This window comes from Rhodococcus sp. H-CA8f (assembly GCF_002501585.1).
GTDB lineage: Bacteria > Actinomycetota > Actinomycetes > Mycobacteriales > Mycobacteriaceae > Rhodococcus_F > Rhodococcus_F erythropolis.
Genome location: NZ_CP023720.1, coordinates 5,862,401 through 5,878,280, shown reverse-complemented (window position 1 = coordinate 5,878,280; position 15,880 = coordinate 5,862,401). Strand labels below are relative to the sequence as shown.

The following is a 15,880-nucleotide window of genomic DNA, read 5'->3' as shown; positions in this document are numbered from 1 at the left end:
AACCGTTGTGAAACGCCTTACATCGAGATCTTCGGGGCCGATCGAAGTCCCTAAAAGGTCCCTGATCGAAGCAATAACCCGAACCAGCGGTGCTCCGCGCCCGTTCGTCCATTACCGTGGTCGGGTGAGCATCCAACCTTCCGGTGACGCGTCCTGGCCCGCGGTATTGACCTGGCAGGCCCACAACGCTCCTCGTATGGAGTCTGTTCGTGTGCAGCTGAACGGAAATCGCATCAAGGCTTCCGGCCGGATCATCGGTGGAGCCTGCAGTGAGCACCCGGCATTCAGCGCGTCATACGACCTGGTCACCGACGAGGCCGGCATCACCCGCAGGCTGTCGGTGCGGACCGCCCTGGCCGCCGGTGAGCGTCAGATGTCGATCAGCCGGGACGAAGAAGGCACCTGGATGGTCGAGAACGGCGCCAGTCACCAGCGCTCTGCGTTCGATGGCGCACTTGATGTCGACGTGATCCTCAGCCCGTTCTTCAACACGCTGCCCATCCGCCGCGTCGGCTTGCAGAACGACATCGAAGACGCCGAGGTCCCGGTCGTCTACGTCAACCTTCTCGACCTGCGCGTCGAGGGTGCGACCATCACCTACAGCAGCGGCACCGACGGAATCAGTGTGCTGTCCCCGGTGTCCAGCTCGACGCTGGCCGTCGATACCGAAGGCTTCGTCCTCGACTACCCGGGTCTGGCAACTCGAATCTAGGTTTCGTACCTCTAGGTTTCGGATCACCGGATGACGCCGCCGCGTCGACCGGCGTCCCGCATCCGCTCGATCCAGTCGGGTTCTCCGACCTGAACGTCTTCGATGTCCCAACGCTCGTGCGACTCGTAAGCGCCGCGCGCAGCGAACCCTGCGTCCACCAATCGTGCCGTGGAGCCGTTGTCGAGCAGATCGGTGCGTGCACCCTGCAAAAGGTCGAGCGCTTCGTCCAGCGCGACCAGCAGGGCGTCACGGTTGCCCTCGCACATCGCTCGCACCAGGCCAGGAGCGCTCCCGGCTACGCGGGTGCCGTCGCGAAATGACCCGGCGGCCAGCCCAAGGGCCAGTTCGCCGCCGGCAGCTCCGGTGATCGCGAGTGTTTCCGCCAGTAGGTGGGGCAGGTGCGAGATACGTGCAACTGCTCGATCGTGCTCGAGAGACTCGGCCGGCACGACCACCGAGCCGCAGTCGAGTGCAAGGTCGGCGACCTGCGACCACACGTCTGCATCGACGCCGTTGTCGGTGGCAACGACCCACACCGCGTCGACGAACAGATCGGCATCCCCGACCGCCCAACCCGAAGCTGACGTCCCCGCCATCGGATGACCGCCCACGAACTTGGCGCTCAAGCCCGCTCGTTCGACCGCGGCCTTCACTTCGCCCTTGACGCTGACGACGTCCGTGATCGGATTGTTCGGCGCATGCGCGGCGATTGCCTCCAAGGTGGCGTCGACGGCAGGCATCGGCACGGCGATCACAATGATCGCACCGCTCTCGTTCGCTCTCTGCAGCACTGAAACCAGATCGGTGTCGGCGTCGAAACCGTCGGCTCGGGCCGCGTCGGCGGACTCGCTGGAACGGTTGTAACCCCACGCCTGACGGCCGGATCGGACGGCGGCGCGAAGTAGCGAACCGCCGATCAATCCGAGGCCGAGAACGCAGACTGGTGGGGCGGAATCGATCGCAGACACGAGTTCAGGTTGGCACATCGATGCTCGGACTTCACTCACTGGCACCAGGCGGGCTACCGTTGCGCCATGGGTGCACAGCGCGCGGGTAACAAGAGCGCCTCTTCGAACCAGTCGGAGGAGCTTGAAGGCTTCGGTGTCGCGGTGGTCCGTGAAGAGGGGCGTTGGACGGTCAAGGCACTGACGCCCGACGCGTTGACCTCGCTCTCGGCCGCCGAAACGCAGCTGCGTGAGCTGCGAAGTTCGGGTGCCGTCTTCGGTCTTCTCGACGTCGACGACGAGTTCTTCATCGTGTTGCGTCCGGCGCCGTCCGGCACGCAGTTGCTGATTTCCGACGCGACCGCCGCCATCGACTACGACATCGCAGCGGACGTCCTCGACGCCTTGCACATCGAGATCCCCGACATCGACCCGGACGACCTCGACGATGTCGAACCCTGGGAAGAGGGCGATCTGTCCGTGCTGGCCGATCTGGGCCTGCCGGAACCCGTGCTCGCCGTCATCGCGGCCGAGACCGATCTTTATCCGGACGAGCAGTTGGGGATGATCGCGCAGCGACTCGGGTTCGCATCCGAGTTCGGCGCAGCGCTCGACAAGCTCCCGCGCTAGATGACTCTCGCTGACGATCAGCGCATGATCCGTGCGGCCATCGTGGCCGCACGTTCCGCCTCCGACGCAGACGTCCCGGTCGGGGCAGTGGTGTTCGACGCAGACGGCGTCGAAGTTGCTCGGGCCGCCAATGCACGGGAAGCGGCGTCCGATCCGACCGCGCACGCCGAAATCCTGGCGCTGCGTGCTGCCGCAAAAATCTACGGCGACGGCTGGCGCCTTGAAGGTGCGACGCTGGCCGTCACCCTCGAGCCATGCACGATGTGTGCGGGCGCTCTGGTCCTCGCCCGGGTTTCTCGGGTCGTTTTCGGGGCGTGGGAGCCGAAAACCGGAGCCGTCGGATCATTATGGGACGTAGTTCGAGATAAAAGATTGACCTATCGGCCGCAGGTGCGCGGCGGGGTCCTCGAGGACGAATGCGCTGGGCTTTTGGAAGATTTCTTCCGCGAGCAGCGGGCCTGAAATCGGTATTCCCCATCGAGAGTGATCGCACACTCGGGTAGCCGGAACCGGTAATCACGGGCATGGTGGAGATCAGATGCCGTCAGGGTATCGGCGAATCGCCGGAAGGTGATTCGTTCGCGTTCACAGAGGAGTACTCATGGGAATCGCAGACAAGGCTCAGAACAAGGCCGAAGACCTCGGGGGCAAGGCCAAGGAAGCTGCTGGCAGCGCTACCGGTGACCGGGACCTCGAAAACGAAGGTAAAGGCGACCAGGTGAAATCGGCCGTCAAGGATGCCGGCGAGAAGGTCAAGGACGCCGCATCCAGCATCAAGGACAAGCTCACGTAATACCGCTCCACCTGGCGATTTCGGCCACGGGCACTCCATCCGGTAAAGTCACCAACGGTGGCGTGTCCGAGCGGCCTAAGGAGCACGCCTCGAAAGCGTGTGACGGGTAACCCCCGTCCGAGGGTTCAAATCCCTCCGCCACCGCCAAAGCTCCCCACCTGTTCACGCAGGTGGGGAGCTTTTTTGTATGGTAAACCTGGCGTGCGAGCGCTGCCGACCGTCAGGACGGACACGCTCCGACTGGACCATCGGACGACCGGCCAGTCCGCCATTCGGACGAGGACAGCGCTGGACTTCGGAGGAGATCGGAAGCCGCACTAAGTCTTATGGGGGAGGGGCCGTCCTCCGGTGGACATTCCCAGGTTGACGAAGTTCAGGAGCGGCGAGCGATCCACTCTGCAGCGGCGGCATCGATGTCCTGCTTCAGCTTCTCGAAGAACGAGGGTGGCGGGGTGGGGATCAAATCTGCTGCGGTAGTGAGGGATCGACTGAGGGCGATCCGACGCTCGCGTAACTCGTCGTCGGTCAGGAGCGTCAGGTCCGCCATTGCGAGCTCCCCCGATCGGTGTGATTCGTGTTTCGGGCAGACCGTGCGCATCGGGATCGATGCATGATTCGATGCGCACGGCCCAGGCACTCCAGGCTGGGGGCCGGAATGCAAAAACCACTTTACCAAATGATTACTAATGGCTGTGGGTGTGCCCGCTTTCGGTGTTCGTGGAGCGCTTTCACAGGGTTCTCCCAGGTCGTAAGTCCTGACAATCGTTGAAGCTGCAACTATCGTCGAACCCATGAAAAAGATCTGGTGGATCGGCGGAGCAGTAGTTGTGGTCGTACTCGCCCTGCTTGTGGGGCCGTGGGCGTACGGGAAATTCATCGCTGAAGACGATGCGCCGGCGGCCGTGGTATCCACTCAGGGCGCAGAAGCGGCGTCCGGATCGATCGACGGGCAGTGGACCGTCGTCGCCGGGCAGGGGGACAACCAGACGGCAGCGGGATACACCGTGCACGAGATTCTGAACGGATCGAGTGTGACCGTCGTCGGAACCACCGGCGAGGTGAGCGGAAACGCGGTTGTCGAGGGTGAAAAGCTCACTTCAGGCGAAGTGACGGTGCAGGTGGCAAGCATCAAGACCGACTCGGATCGGCGCGACGGCCAGTTCACGGGCAATGTGATGGATACCAGCACGTATCCGACGGCGACGTTCACGATCGACTCGCCGGTGGACTTGGCTGCTGTGCCGACGGACGGAACAACGGCGACGGTCACGGTGTCTGGCACCTTGACTCTCAAAGGTCAGTCCAAGCCGGTGTCGGTCGACATGACCGTGCTGCATTCGGGTGATTCGCTGATCGCATCGGGCTCGATTCCGGTCACCTGGACCGATTTCGGAGTTGAACCCCCGTCCCTCGGTTTTGTCACCGTCGACGCCAGTGGATCGGTGGACTTCCTCGTCTCACTCGCCGCGAGCTGAATTACGTCTACCCGATTCGCGCTGCTTCGGGGCGGGCAGGGAAGATTAAGGACATGACCTTCCTTTCTTGTTGTCCGTTCCGAAGGCAGTGCGCGATTTCTGCCCGGACGGAATGAACAGGTGATGCCCCGGTGGAGACCGTTCCGAACGGGTGAAGACCCCGATCCACGGTTCACTCTCGCCAATGAGCGGACGTATCTGGCCTGGATCCGCACGGCGACGGCCTTTGTCGCGTCGGGCGTCGGACTCGAAGCGTTCGGCGGCGACATTCTCAACCCGACGGTTCGTGCCGGCTTGGCCGCGTTGTTACTCGTCGGCGGCGCTCTGATCGCCATCACTTCTTTTGTTCACTGGATCAGCGCCGAGCGAGCACTGCGTGCTGAGCGCCCGTTGCCGGTACCGCTCATGGCGCCGGTGGTCGGCATCTTGCTGGTGATCTGCGCGACCGTCCTGGTGGTCGAGGTCGTGAACTGATTGACCGCGCTGGAACCGTCGGAAGGTGTCAAGCCTCCGGACAAGGGCTTGCAGTCCGAGCGCACATCGCTCTCGTTCGTACGGACGAGTCTGTCGATCCTCGGCTTGTCTGCCGCCTGTTTGAGATGGTTGCCGCCGTTCGGTTCGCTAGCACTGATCGGCCCGTCCCTCGCTGCCGTGCTTGTCGTGGCGGTGACGGTCTACGAACGTCGGTCGCGGCCCAGGCGGTTGGCCCAGTTCTCAGCCGAAAAGGCAACGCCAGCTTTGGGTATGGGTGCAGCTCTCGCGGTCGCCCTGCTCCTGCTCAGTGCGACGGGGCTGTGGATTCTGTTGAAGTAACCTCGGCTTTGGGTGCCCAGCCGGGTGGGCCGAACACGTAGCCTGCGCGCTGGCGCCACGACTTCGACGCTTTCCAGTCGCGAGCGATGGCAGCGTATTCGCGTGTTTGGAGCTTCCAGATGTTGTACGTTCCGACCGGCGTCGTGAGTCCGTAGGTGGGCCGGTGGGTTTCGGCTGCGAATGTTCCGAACATCCGGTCCCAGATGATGAGGATTCCGGCGTAGTTGCGGTCGAGGTACTCGGCGTCGGACCCGTGGTGGACGCGATGGTGCGACGGCGTGTTGAAGATGAATTCGATGGGCCGCCAGAGTTTTCCGACACGTTCGGTGTGGACGAAGAACTGGTAGACGAGGCTGACGGAGAAGCCGACGAACACCATCCACGGCGGAATCCCGAGGAACGGCAACGGCAACCACATGATGATCTCACCGCTGTTGTTCCACTTCTGCCGCAGTGCGGTGCTGAAGTTGAAGTACTCACTCGAATGGTGAGCCTGGTGTGTGGCCCAGATGACTCGAACTCGGTGCGCGATGCGGTGATACGCGTAATAGAGGACGTCGATTCCGAGCAGCAGGATCACCCAGGTGTACCAGGCCGTCGGCGAGAGGTGCCACGGAGCGAGGTACACCCAGATTGCGGAATAGCCGATCAGCGCCAGCACTTTCCAGAAGGTGCTCGTTGCGATCGACACGAGTCCGAGCAGAACGCTGGTTCTGGCGTCGACGCTTCGGTAGCCGCCTTCCGCGGGTCGTGCGCGTCCGTCGGCGTCGTCGGGATGATCCTCGAGAGCGCGGGCCGCGAACCATTCGATTGCCAGGAAGATGACAAACGCGGGGATTGCGAGCGTGACTGGATCATGGAGCGGTTCGAGAAGTGACTTCCATGATTCGAGAAGGGTTTCCCACACGCGATTTGTCCTGTTCTCTAGCTTCGATCGTTACATCATGCATCAAAATGTAACGTCACGGAACCCTTTGCGGCGAAGAACTCGCAGGTTTGTTGCGACTATTCATAGAACGATGGTAGGAATTGCCGGTGCATATCACCGCGAAGGTGGACTACGCCGTGCGGACTCTGGTCGAGCTCGCGGCAGTAGGTCCTGACCCGGCCAAGGCCGAGTTTCTCGCCAAATCCCAGGTCATACCCCACAAGTTCCTGGAAGCGGTGCTCTCGGACCTGCGGCGCGGCGGCTTGGTCAACAGCCGTCGAGGCCCGGACGGGGGATACTGGCTCGCTCGGTCCGCGGACGAGATCACGATTGCAGACGTCATACGAGCCGTCGAAGGACCGCTTGCTTCGATTCGGGGTCAGCGACCGGAAGACGTCGACTACGGGGGGCCGGCGACGCCCCTCAAGGAGGTGTGGATTGCAGTGCGCGTCAACCTCCGTGCTGTGCTCGAAAATGTCACACTCACCGATGTTGCAGGTGGAGAGTTGCCCGAGTTCATTCACGAACTGACGGCAGATCCCGAGGCGTGGAATCGGCGCTGATACAGCCCGGTTTCAGGGTGCCCGTCGACGTGGAACAGTCATAGGAGCAGTGTTCGCAGTGTTGCCTCCCGCGGATTTTGCGTCGTACATCAGATGATCGGCCGCAACGATTGCTCGGGAGAACTCGTTGTAGTCGAACTCTTCCTGATGCGGGATGAAAGGTAGCGTCGCTGCTCCGACGCTGACCGTGGCCAATGGGTCGTCGGAAGCGTTCACGACGGCTTTGGGCAGTGTCGCGATTCTTTTGCGAAGTCCGTACGGGGTGCCGATCATCACAACGGTGAACTCCTCGCCGCCGGTGCGCGCGGCGTAGCCGAAACCGTTCACATGCTCCTGCAGGCGCGTTCCTGTCCGGATGATGACGGCGTCACCGACTTCGTGACCGAAGGTGTCGTTCACAGCCTTGAACTTGTCGATGTCGACGACGGCAACAGCAATGTCGGCACGATTTGCCGACGCGACCGACCAGATACGCTCCGACATGTCCCACAGCCCTCGCCGGTTCAGGAGTCCGGTGAGTACATCCACCTTGGATCCCGTTGCGCGCGAGAGTAATTGCCGCCAGGTGAATTGAATGGTGGCCGGAATGAAGATCACGGCACACAGTACGACGTCGGTGCGTGCAATCACGCTGGTTGCCGAGTAGTCGCCGTTCGTCAGGCCGAGCACGGTCAGGGCGATGACAAACGTCGTGGCAAAGGCGAGGTGGAATGCCAGCCAGCGGCGGTCGAGAAAATAGGTGAAGTAGGCGCCGGTGGCCACAAAGAGTGCCGCGCCGAAAAGGGCGGCGTTATGGCTGGTGAAGGTGATGAGAATCGAGGCAGTTCCGAGATCCGCCCACAGACCGTAGAGCTTGAGCATGCGTGAACCTCTGATTCGGCCGACAAACCAGAGAATCGTGGGGATCAGGTTGACGGTCGCAATGCCGACGAGCCAACTGCGCGCAAACGGTCCGTCCGGGCCCTCTCCGCTGAGGAGAAACAGGAACGCCACGATCGAGAAATTGAGTGAGCAGAATCCGATGGTGAGACGGACGAGACGTAGTACGGAGCCTCGTCCGGACTTCGATCCCCACAGCATTACCGTGGACGAAACCGGCCAGGTATGCAGGAGCGGGTCCATCAGATTCCTTCGCCGAGCACATTGCGGTTAATTCACCGCAAAGTATGTCAGGCCATGTTGATTCACGCGTCAACTTGGCAGTGGGCGTCACGCCGTGGAGCTGCTCACAACTCTCTCTGTCGCGCTGTTCAGGCATTTGCCGTGCGTGAGTGTGAGGTACGCCTCGAGTTTCCGCGCTGTGTGTTCGATCGCACAATATTGCAGACCTCTGCAAAGTTGCAGAGCTCTGCAAGTTGGGTACCGTGTTGGAGTGATCATCGAACAAGGCCTTCGCGACCGCAAGAAGGCAGCAACCCGTGCCGCACTCAGTGGCGCGGCAGCACGGCTCGCTCGTGCGCTGGGGATCGAATGCGTCACCGCTGACGCGATCGCCTCCGAGGCCGGAGTGTCGACGAGGACGTTCCACAACTACTTCTCCAGCAAGGAGGAGGCAGTGCTCGCCAGTTTCGAGGAATCGGTGAACCTGTGGATCGAGGCGCTTGCGTCGCGGCCCGCGGACGAACCAATTCTCGACGTCCTCGAAGAACTTGTGGTCGAAATCGTGAACGACTCAGGTCCGAGTGGGAGTGAGAAGGCAAGTATCTGGCTGCTGTCGGATTCGAGTCCCGCGCTCTACCGGGATGCCGCAGACATGCATCAGCGGATCAACCGTGCAGTCGTTCAGGCATTGGCGGAACGCACCGGTACCGACGCCGAGAAGGACCTGTACCCGACGCTCCTCCTCGGAGCGGTGGGAGGAGCCGCTAAATCGGTGATCGACGTCTGGACTGGCGGAAAGTCGGAGGCTTCCAGTCCGGAAGAGTTGGTTCACGACGCTTTTCGGCAGATTCGTGCCGGATTGCCCGCGCCGCCGCCCGCCCCTGAGATGTCGCGTCCCTGAGATGCCCCGTCTCTGAGCCCCACACGTAATACCTGTCCACGTACACGCACCGAAACAGCAAGGAGCCCGTCGTGGCCACCTATCTTTATCGGATCGGCAAGTTCGCCTACCGGCGAAAAGGCGCGGTCCTCAGCGTTTGGCTGATAATCCTGGTCCTGATGGGCGTCGGGGCAGCCACTCTGTCCGGACCCACCAAGGATTCGTTCTCCATTCCGGGAACCCCGGCACAGCAGGCGCAAGACCTGATGGCGGAGCGTTTTCCCGACGCGCCCAACCCGATGGATTCGCTGAGCGCGCGATACGTAGTGCAAGCTCCGGCGGGCACGACGCTGGCCGATCCGGCGAACGTCAAGGCCATGGACGACATGCTCGCGAGTATTCGTGGCATCGACAAGGTCGCCGACTCCGCCAAGGTGGACCCGGCGACTGCCACTCCGGAACAGGCCGCGAAATCGTTGGTCAATCCGGTTACCGGCAACGACTCCATGGTTGCGATGTTCAAGGAAAAGGCTGCTGCGGCTGGAACTTCCGAGACGCAGGCCGTGGACGACGCGCGCGCGTTGTCGCCGCTCAGTGCCGACGGCACGGTCGGGTACGTCGAGGTTCCGTTCAGCGGTGACTTCGCCGATCTCGATCAGGCGTTACGTGATTCGATCAACTCCGCAGCCGATGTCGGTCGGGCCGAGGGACTCAACGTCCAGGTCAGTGGTTCTGCTGCTCAGGAAGCGGAGATGCCCGGTGGTGTCACCGAGCTGATCGGTATCGCCGTTGCCGCTGTCGTTCTGGCCATCACGTTCGGTTCGCTTGTGGCCGCGGGGCTTCCGCTGCTGACCGCGATCATCGGTATCGCTATCGGCAGCCTCGGAATCACGGTTGCCACCGGATTCATGGATCTCAGTTCGATGACTCCGACGCTGGCGATCATGATCGGTCTGGCCGTGGCGATCGACTACTCGCTGTTCATCATGTCCAGGTTCAGGCATGAGCTCACCCTCACCGACAACCGTGCCGAAGCAGCAGGTCGCGCCGTCGGAACCGCCGGTTCCGCAGTGGTATTCGCCGGTTTGACAGTCATCATCGCGCTCGTTGCCTTGCGTGTCGTCGGCATCCCGTTCCTCTCGGACATGGGTGCGGCAGCGGCCTTCACCGTGCTGATCGCGGTCCTGATCGCATTGACCTTGCTGCCCGCGATCCTGGGTATGTTCGGGCGCAAGGCTTTTGCCGGCAAGATTCCCTTCCTCAGCAAGCGTGCGGAGGAGTCCGAAAACGATGATTCAGGCAAGCCGAAGCTGGCTCTGCGCTTCATCACCGCCGTCGTTCGTCGTCCGCTCGTGCCGCTGATCGGTGGAGTAGTCCTTCTGGGCGCATTGGCTCTGCCCGCAACGGGATTGAGCCTGGCATTGCCGTCGGAGGCCACCGGTGACCCGGCGACCAGTGCGCGTCAGGCGTACGACCTGATCGACGAGGGCTTCGGTGACGGCCGCAACGGACCACTGATCGCCGTTGTCGACGCCAAGGATGCCAGCGTCCCCGCCGGGGAGGCCTTTGCGGAGGTCGTCTCGACCATCTCGAGCTTCGGTGACGTCCAGAACGCACAGGTCGTCGGAGTCAACGAGGCCGGCAACACCGCGCAGGTACTGATCACTCCGAAGAGCGGACCGACCGATCCGGCCACGATGGATCTGGTGGGCAGCCTCCGCGGAGCAGAAGCGGGACTCAACGATTCGATCGGCGTCAGCTACGGCATCACCGGTCAGACCGCACTCGAAGGCGACGTCTCGGACACGCTGAAGGATGCATTGGTGCCCTACCTTGCCGTAGTGGTCGGCCTTGCATTCATCCTGTTGCTCTTGGTGTTCCGCTCGATCCTGGTTCCGCTGACCGCGACGCTCGGCTTCCTGCTCAGCGTGCTCGCGACATTCGGTGCGACGGTGGCGATCTTCCAGCACGGTTGGTTGGGCATCATCTCGAACCCGCAACCGCTCGTGAGTTTCATGCCGATCTTCCTGATCGGCGTGGTGTTCGGGTTGGCGATGGACTACCAGGTGTTCCTCGTGACGCGTATGCGTGAGGAGTACGTCCACGGTGCGAGCGCGAAGGAGGCCGTGACAATCGGCTTCAACCACGGTGCCCGCGTGGTCAGTGCGGCCGCGGTCATCATGATCTCCGTGTTCGGTGCCTTCATCGCAGAACCGAACTCGTTCATCAAGTCGATCGGATTCGCGCTCGCCGCGGCGGTGTTCTTCGACGCCTTCATCGTGCGCATGGTCATCATCCCGTCCGTCATGGCACTGCTCGGCGACAAGGCGTGGTGGTTGCCGAAGTGGCTGGACAAGATTCTGCCGAACGTCGACATCGAGGGTGAGAAGCTCAGCAAGGCCCTCCGTGACGAGAAGGAAGCGGAACTGCAGTCCGCATCTGCTTGATCTCTGCTGTGCGCCTTTATTAACCCCCCGCGGTTAATAAAGGCGCACAGCTGTTTTTGTGTATCGAAATATCCAGCGGCACATGTCGGCCAGGATTGGTAACCTTCGCTCACTATGCTGATCAGGCTGCTGCGCACTTATCTGACGCCGTACCGGGGTGAACTCACGGGCGTTGTCGTCCTGCAGTTTATTTCGACTATGGCGGCCCTTTACCTTCCGAGTCTCAACGCCGACATCATCGACAACGGCGTGACCAAAGGCGACACCGGCTACATCCTCTCCACCGGCGGGATGATGCTGATGGTCACGCTGACGCAGATCCTGTGCTCGGTGGGTGCCGTCTTCTTCGGAGCACGAGTCGCCATGGGCGTCGGGCGCGACCTCCGAGCGTCGGTGCTGCATCAGGTCGGGACGTTCTCGGCCAGGGAAGTCGGGCACTTCGGTGCGCCTTCGCTGATCACCCGCAATACCAACGACGTCCAGCAAGTACAGATGATGGTCGTGATGAGTTGCACCATCCTCGTCATGGCGCCGATCATGTGTATCGGCGGCATCATCATGGCTCTGCGCCAGGACCTGAATCTTTCCTGGATCCTCGGGATCAGCGTCCCGCTCCTCGTAGTCTCGATGGGTTTCCTGATCGCCCGGATGGTCCCCGGATTCCGGGTCATGCAGGGCCGCCTCGACGCCGTCAACCGTGTTCTTCGCGAACAGATCACGGGCATCCGCGTCGTCCGAGCGTTTGTACGGGAACCGTACGAGGTAGAGCGTTTCGGCGACGCCAACCGCGAACTGACGGAGACTGCACTCGGCGTCGGCCGCCTCATGGCACTGATGTTCCCGCTCGTGATGCTGATCAGCAATGTCACCAGCGTCGCGGTCATCTGGTTCGGTGGCCATCAGATCAACGAGGGCTCGATGCAGATCGGCTCGCTCACCGCGATGCTCAGCTACATCATGCAGATCCTGATGGCCGTCATGATGGCCACCTTCATGGCGGTGATGCTGCCGCGTGCGTCGGTGTGCGCCGAACGTATCTCCGAGGTACTCGACACCGATTCCTCGGTGATTCCGCCCGAGAATCCGGTCCTGGAGTTGAAGGACCCGGGCGTCGTCGAGCTTCGTGGGGCTCAGTTCCAGTTCCCCGGAGCCGAGGAGCCAGTGTTGCGCGACATCACCTTCCGCGCCGAACCAGGCAAGACGACGGCGATCATCGGCGGCACCGGATCGGGAAAGACCACTCTGCTCAACCTGATTCCGCGTTTGATCGACTCCACCTCCGGATCGGTATCGGTGGGCGGTGTCGACGTCCGCGACATCGACACTGAGCTGCTCTGCTCGGTGATCGGTCTGGTCCCGCAGAAGCCGTATCTGTTCTCCGGCACTGTCGCCACCAATCTCCGCTACGGAAACCCCGAAGCTACCGACGAATGGCTGTGGGAGTGCCTCGAGATCGCCCAAGCTGCCGACTTCGTCCGCGCCATGCCAGAAGGCCTGGACACACCGGTGGCACAAGGCGGTACGACGGTATCGGGCGGTCAGCGTCAGAGACTCGCCATCGCGAGAGCGTTGGTGCGTAAGCCGCAGATCTATCTGTTCGACGATTCCTTCTCGGCACTCGACCTCACTACCGACGCACGGCTGCGTGCGGCGCTCCGGCCGGTCACGCAAGACGCCTGCATAGTCGTTGTCGCGCAGCGTATCTCCACTATCGTCGAGGCCGATCAGATCATCGTGCTCGACGACGGCGCCATCGTGGGGATCGGCACGCACGACGAACTCGTGGTCAGTTGTCCCACCTACGGCGAAATCGTCGCCTCTCAGCTAGCCGTACAGGACGCATCATGAGTAATCGACCGACTTCCTCGCCTCCCATCGGCCCGCCCGGCGGCGGCGATCCCACCAAGAAGGCCATGAACTTCGGCCCTTCGCTCAAGCGTCTCCTTGGTCGCTTGAGCCCGGACAAGCCGATCGTCATCCTGATCTTCGCTTTGGTGACGGCAAGCGTCGTACTTTCCTCGATCGCGCCGAAGATCCTGGGAAACGCCACCAATCTGATCTTCGACGGCATCGTCAGCAAGCAACTCCAGCCGGGGACGACAAAGGAACAGGCTGTCGAAGGATTGCGCGCTTCGGGGCAGGGTCAACTCGCCGACATGGTGTCCGGCATGGCCGTTGTGCCCGGAACCGGAATCGATTTCGACGCCGTCGGCAAGGTCTTGATGATCGTGCTGCTGCTGTTCGTCTGCGCGTCGCTGTTCAGTTGGCTGCAGGCGTATCTGCTCAACATCGTTGTGCAACGGACCGTTCGTCGGCTGCGTGAGGACGTCGAACAGAAGATTCATCGACTTCCCTTGCGGTACTTCGATACCCATGCCCGCGGTGACGTACTCTCGCGCGTGACCAATGACATCGACAATGTCGCGCAGAGCTTGCAGCAGACGCTCAGCCAGTTGGTCATGTCGGTGATGACCGTCCTGGGCATTCTGGTGATGATGCTGTGGATCTCACCGTTGCTCGCCCTGATTGCAGTGGCAACTGTTCCGCTGTCGATCATGGTCACGGCGTTCATCGCGAAACGTTCGCAGAAGCACTTCGTCGCGCAGTGGAAGAGCACCGGCGGAATCAATGCACAGGTCGAGGAAGCATTCAGCGGCCACGAGTTGGTCAAGGTGTTCGGCCGCCAGCACGAGGTCGAGGAGCGCTTCCGCAAGCAGAACGAGGATCTGTACGAGTCGAGCTTCAAGGCGCAGTTCATCTCCGGTCTGGTCATGCCGGCCGTGATGTTCCTCGGCAACCTCAATTACGTTGCCATCGCAGTGGTGGGTGGTATGCGCGTCGCATCCGGAACGATGACGCTCGGCGACGTGCAGGCGTTCATCCAGTACTCGCGTCAGTTCACCCAGCCGCTCACGCAGATCGCGTCGATGACAAATCTGCTGCAGTCCGGTGTCGCTTCGGCCGAGCGTGTTTTTGCGCTGCTCGACCAAGACGAGCAGTCGGAGGACCCGAAGGGCGCGAAGTCGCCCACGGTTGACAAGGGCCGCGTCAAGTTCGAGAACGTCACCTTCAGTTACAAGCCGGAACAGCCGCTGATCGAGGACTTGTCCCTGACCGCCGAGCCCGGCCAGATGGTTGCGATCGTCGGCCCCACCGGGGCAGGCAAGACCACCCTCGTCAACCTCATCCTGCGGTTCTACGAACTCAATTCGGGCCGAATCACTTTGGACGGTATCGATATCGCCGACATGACGCGAGACGATCTACGTTCACGCATCGGTATGGTTCTGCAGGACGCGTGGCTGTTCGGTGGAACCATCCGCGAGAACATCGCGTACGGCAAGCCCGGTGCCACCGACGAGGAGATTCGTCGCGCGGCCGAGATGAGCTACGTCGACAAGTTCGTGCACTCTCTGCCTGAGGGTTACGACACGGTCATCGACGAGGAAGGCAGCAACGTCAGTGCCGGCGAGAAGCAGCTCATCACCATCGCCCGCGCCTTCATCTCGCAGCCGTCTATTCTGATCCTCGACGAGGCGACCAGTTCGGTGGACACACGCACCGAACTACTGGTTCAGAGCGCCACCGCGGTTTTGCGCAGTGACCGCACCAGTTTTGTCATCGCGCACCGTCTTTCGACAATTCGTGATGCGAACCTGATCGTGGTGATGGAGGAAGGCCGCATCGTGGAGCAGGGGAGCCATGAGGCTCTGCTCGAATCCCGCGGCGCGTACTTCCGTCTGTACAACAGCCAATTCGTGGGCGCGGAGATCTAATGCCTCAGTAGACTGGAGCAGACTTGGTCCGCTGGGTGGACCACATTCTGTGTACTGGAGGCGCTCGGCGATGCATTCGTTGCTGGGGAAAGCGCGCCTGATACTCGATTCCTTCGATGCGGATTCGGGTGCGCTGTCGCTGACCGAACTTGCGAATCGAAGTGGTGTTGCGAAGGCGACGGTGCATCGAATAGCCGGTGAACTGGTGTCTCTCGGTCTACTGGAACGGGTCGGCACCAAGTACCGGTTGGGGTTACGGCTCTTCGAACTGGGGCAGTTGGTGCCTCGTCAACGGATTCTGCGCGAGGTGTCCTTGACGTATGTGCAGGATCTTCACGCGGCGACCCGGGAGACGGTTCACCTCGCGATTCGCGACGGCCTCGATGTTCTGTACATCGACAAGATCTCCGGTCATCACGGGGTGGGCCTGCCGTCGCGGGTGGCCGGCCGGCTGCCGATGTATGCCACGGCAACTGGCAAAGCGATACTCGCGTACTCACCGGATTCCGTTTTTCGAGCGGTGACAGGCAACGGATTTGTCGAGTTCACCGATCGGACGGTGAACTCGGAAGCCGGGTTACGCAGGCAACTCGACGCTGTTCGTTCGCAGCAGTTAGCGGTCGAGACCGAAGAGGTTCGCCTGGGAACATCGAGTATCGCTGCCCCGATCTTCGGTGGACACGGTGAAGCAGTTGCCGCGATCGGTGTGTCGAGTCCGCGGTATCGAATGGATACCGAGCGTTTTGCCGAACCGTTGCGCGCGGCGGCCGCGGGAATCAGCCGGAAGGTATCGGTTCTCGAACGCTCGGCATAACCGT

17 protein-coding genes and 1 tRNA gene are annotated in these 15,880 nt (G+C 61.8%); 14 read left to right on the top strand and 4 right to left on the bottom strand.

Features of this window, described 5'->3' with window-relative positions; genetic code table 11:
- Positions 1-124 precede the first annotated feature (124 nt).
- Positions 125-712: a putative glycolipid-binding domain-containing protein gene (locus CPI83_RS27345; RefSeq protein ID WP_019746484.1), complete on the top strand. Its 588-nt coding sequence runs from the start codon at positions 125-127 to the stop codon at positions 710-712.
- 23 nt (positions 713-735) lie between these two features.
- Here the strand turns inward: CPI83_RS27345 and CPI83_RS27340 are convergent, their stop codons facing one another.
- Positions 736-1,698, bottom strand: coding sequence for a prephenate dehydrogenase (locus CPI83_RS27340; protein ID WP_029537420.1), 963 nt, complete (start codon positions 1,696-1,698; stop codon positions 736-738).
- A gap of 48 nt (positions 1,699-1,746) precedes the next feature.
- On the opposite strand from CPI83_RS27340, the gene CPI83_RS27335 reads away from it, so the two are divergent.
- The 4 genes from CPI83_RS27335 (at position 1,747) to CPI83_RS27320 (ending at position 3,226) form a co-directional block, all read left to right on the top strand.
- Entirely contained in the window at positions 1,747-2,286 is a 540-nt protein-coding gene (locus CPI83_RS27335; protein ID WP_003943823.1) for a tRNA adenosine deaminase-associated protein, read from the top strand.
- Positions 2,287-2,748: a nucleoside deaminase gene (locus CPI83_RS27330; RefSeq protein ID WP_020905862.1), complete on the top strand. Its 462-nt coding sequence runs from the start codon at positions 2,287-2,289 to the stop codon at positions 2,746-2,748.
- A gap of 139 nt (positions 2,749-2,887) precedes the next feature.
- Positions 2,888-3,079: a CsbD family protein gene (locus CPI83_RS27325; protein ID WP_003943869.1), complete on the top strand. Its 192-nt coding sequence runs from the start codon at positions 2,888-2,890 to the stop codon at positions 3,077-3,079.
- 56 nt (positions 3,080-3,135) lie between these two features.
- Positions 3,136-3,226: transfer RNA gene (locus tag CPI83_RS27320), tRNA-Ser, on the top strand.
- 226 nt (positions 3,227-3,452) lie between these two features.
- On the opposite strand, the gene CPI83_RS31095 is transcribed toward CPI83_RS27320, so the two are convergent.
- The gene (locus CPI83_RS31095; protein ID WP_003943953.1) at positions 3,453-3,626 is read right to left on the bottom strand and encodes a hypothetical protein; all 174 of its coding nucleotides are present in this window, start codon (positions 3,624-3,626) and stop codon (positions 3,453-3,455) included.
- Between the two features lie 244 nt (positions 3,627-3,870).
- Between CPI83_RS31095 and CPI83_RS27310 the strand changes: the two genes are divergently transcribed.
- The 3 genes from CPI83_RS27310 (at position 3,871) to CPI83_RS27300 (ending at position 5,367) form a co-directional block, all read left to right on the top strand.
- Positions 3,871-4,554 (top strand): YceI family protein, encoded by a 684-nt coding sequence (locus CPI83_RS27310; protein ID WP_019746487.1) that lies wholly within the window; start codon positions 3,871-3,873, stop codon positions 4,552-4,554.
- A gap of 123 nt (positions 4,555-4,677) precedes the next feature.
- Positions 4,678-5,028 (top strand): DUF202 domain-containing protein, encoded by a 351-nt coding sequence (locus CPI83_RS27305; RefSeq protein WP_097388012.1) that lies wholly within the window; start codon positions 4,678-4,680, stop codon positions 5,026-5,028.
- The gene (locus tag CPI83_RS27300; RefSeq protein ID WP_029254269.1) at positions 5,029-5,367 is read left to right on the top strand and encodes a DUF202 domain-containing protein; all 339 of its coding nucleotides are present in this window, start codon (positions 5,029-5,031) and stop codon (positions 5,365-5,367) included.
- On the opposite strand, the gene CPI83_RS27295 is transcribed toward CPI83_RS27300, so the two are convergent.
- Positions 5,333-6,274, bottom strand: coding sequence for a sterol desaturase family protein (locus tag CPI83_RS27295; protein WP_080910545.1), 942 nt, complete (start codon positions 6,272-6,274; stop codon positions 5,333-5,335). The two genes, CPI83_RS27300 and CPI83_RS27295, sit on opposite strands and share 35 nt — an antisense overlap.
- Positions 6,275-6,402: 128 nt before the next feature.
- On the opposite strand from CPI83_RS27295, the gene CPI83_RS27290 reads away from it, so the two are divergent.
- Positions 6,403-6,858 (top strand): Rrf2 family transcriptional regulator, encoded by a 456-nt coding sequence (locus tag CPI83_RS27290; protein ID WP_003943908.1) that lies wholly within the window; start codon positions 6,403-6,405, stop codon positions 6,856-6,858.
- Positions 6,859-6,870: 12 nt separating this feature from the next.
- Here the strand turns inward: CPI83_RS27290 and CPI83_RS27285 are convergent, their stop codons facing one another.
- Positions 6,871-7,980: a sensor domain-containing diguanylate cyclase gene (locus tag CPI83_RS27285; protein ID WP_070796524.1), complete on the bottom strand. Its 1,110-nt coding sequence runs from the start codon at positions 7,978-7,980 to the stop codon at positions 6,871-6,873.
- A 250-nt stretch (positions 7,981-8,230) separates the two neighbouring features.
- Between CPI83_RS27285 and CPI83_RS27280 the strand changes: the two genes are divergently transcribed.
- The 5 genes from CPI83_RS27280 to CPI83_RS27260 all read left to right on the top strand — a co-directional run bounded on the left by CPI83_RS27280 (position 8,231) and on the right by CPI83_RS27260 (position 15,876).
- The gene (locus tag CPI83_RS27280; RefSeq protein WP_007731646.1) at positions 8,231-8,860 is read left to right on the top strand and encodes a TetR/AcrR family transcriptional regulator; all 630 of its coding nucleotides are present in this window, start codon (positions 8,231-8,233) and stop codon (positions 8,858-8,860) included.
- Positions 8,861-8,931: 71 nt separating this feature from the next.
- A complete protein-coding gene (locus CPI83_RS27275; RefSeq protein WP_070796523.1) occupies positions 8,932-11,286 on the top strand; it encodes an MMPL family transporter in 2,355 nt (784 codons plus the stop codon).
- A 114-nt stretch (positions 11,287-11,400) separates the two neighbouring features.
- On the top strand, positions 11,401-13,134 hold the full coding sequence (locus CPI83_RS27270) for an ABC transporter ATP-binding protein (RefSeq protein WP_021332868.1): 1,734 nt from the start codon (positions 11,401-11,403) through the stop codon (positions 13,132-13,134).
- Positions 13,131-15,062, top strand: coding sequence for an ABC transporter ATP-binding protein (locus CPI83_RS27265; RefSeq protein WP_020968186.1), 1,932 nt, complete (start codon positions 13,131-13,133; stop codon positions 15,060-15,062). The genes CPI83_RS27270 and CPI83_RS27265 overlap by 4 nt, the downstream gene beginning before the upstream one ends.
- Before the next feature lie 70 nt (positions 15,063-15,132).
- Positions 15,133-15,876: an IclR family transcriptional regulator gene (locus tag CPI83_RS27260; RefSeq protein ID WP_097388011.1), complete on the top strand. Its 744-nt coding sequence runs from the start codon at positions 15,133-15,135 to the stop codon at positions 15,874-15,876.
- Positions 15,877-15,880 lie beyond the last annotated feature (4 nt).

Excerpts from the sequence above, each read along its gene's own strand:
- CPI83_RS27340 (WP_029537420.1), bottom strand. The coding sequence starts at position 1,698 with ATGTGCCAACCTGAACTCGTGTCTGCGATCGATTCCGCCCCACCAGTC.
- CPI83_RS27335 (WP_003943823.1), top strand. The coding sequence starts at position 1,747 with ATGGGTGCACAGCGCGCGGGTAACAAGAGCGCCTCTTCGAACCAGTCG.
- CPI83_RS27330 (WP_020905862.1), top strand. The coding sequence starts at position 2,287 with ATGACTCTCGCTGACGATCAGCGCATGATCCGTGCGGCCATCGTGGCC.
- CPI83_RS27325 (WP_003943869.1), top strand. The coding sequence starts at position 2,888 with ATGGGAATCGCAGACAAGGCTCAGAACAAGGCCGAAGACCTCGGGGGC.
- CPI83_RS31095 (WP_003943953.1), bottom strand. The coding sequence starts at position 3,626 with ATGGCGGACCTGACGCTCCTGACCGACGACGAGTTACGCGAGCGTCGG.
- CPI83_RS27310 (WP_019746487.1), top strand. The coding sequence starts at position 3,871 with ATGAAAAAGATCTGGTGGATCGGCGGAGCAGTAGTTGTGGTCGTACTC.
- CPI83_RS27305 (WP_097388012.1), top strand. The coding sequence starts at position 4,678 with ATGCCCCGGTGGAGACCGTTCCGAACGGGTGAAGACCCCGATCCACGG.
- CPI83_RS27285 (WP_070796524.1), bottom strand. The coding sequence starts at position 7,980 with ATGGACCCGCTCCTGCATACCTGGCCGGTTTCGTCCACGGTAATGCTG.
- CPI83_RS27270 (WP_021332868.1), top strand. The coding sequence starts at position 11,401 with ATGCTGATCAGGCTGCTGCGCACTTATCTGACGCCGTACCGGGGTGAA.
- CPI83_RS27265 (WP_020968186.1), top strand. The coding sequence starts at position 13,131 with ATGAGTAATCGACCGACTTCCTCGCCTCCCATCGGCCCGCCCGGCGGC.
- CPI83_RS27260 (WP_097388011.1), top strand. The coding sequence starts at position 15,133 with ATGCATTCGTTGCTGGGGAAAGCGCGCCTGATACTCGATTCCTTCGAT.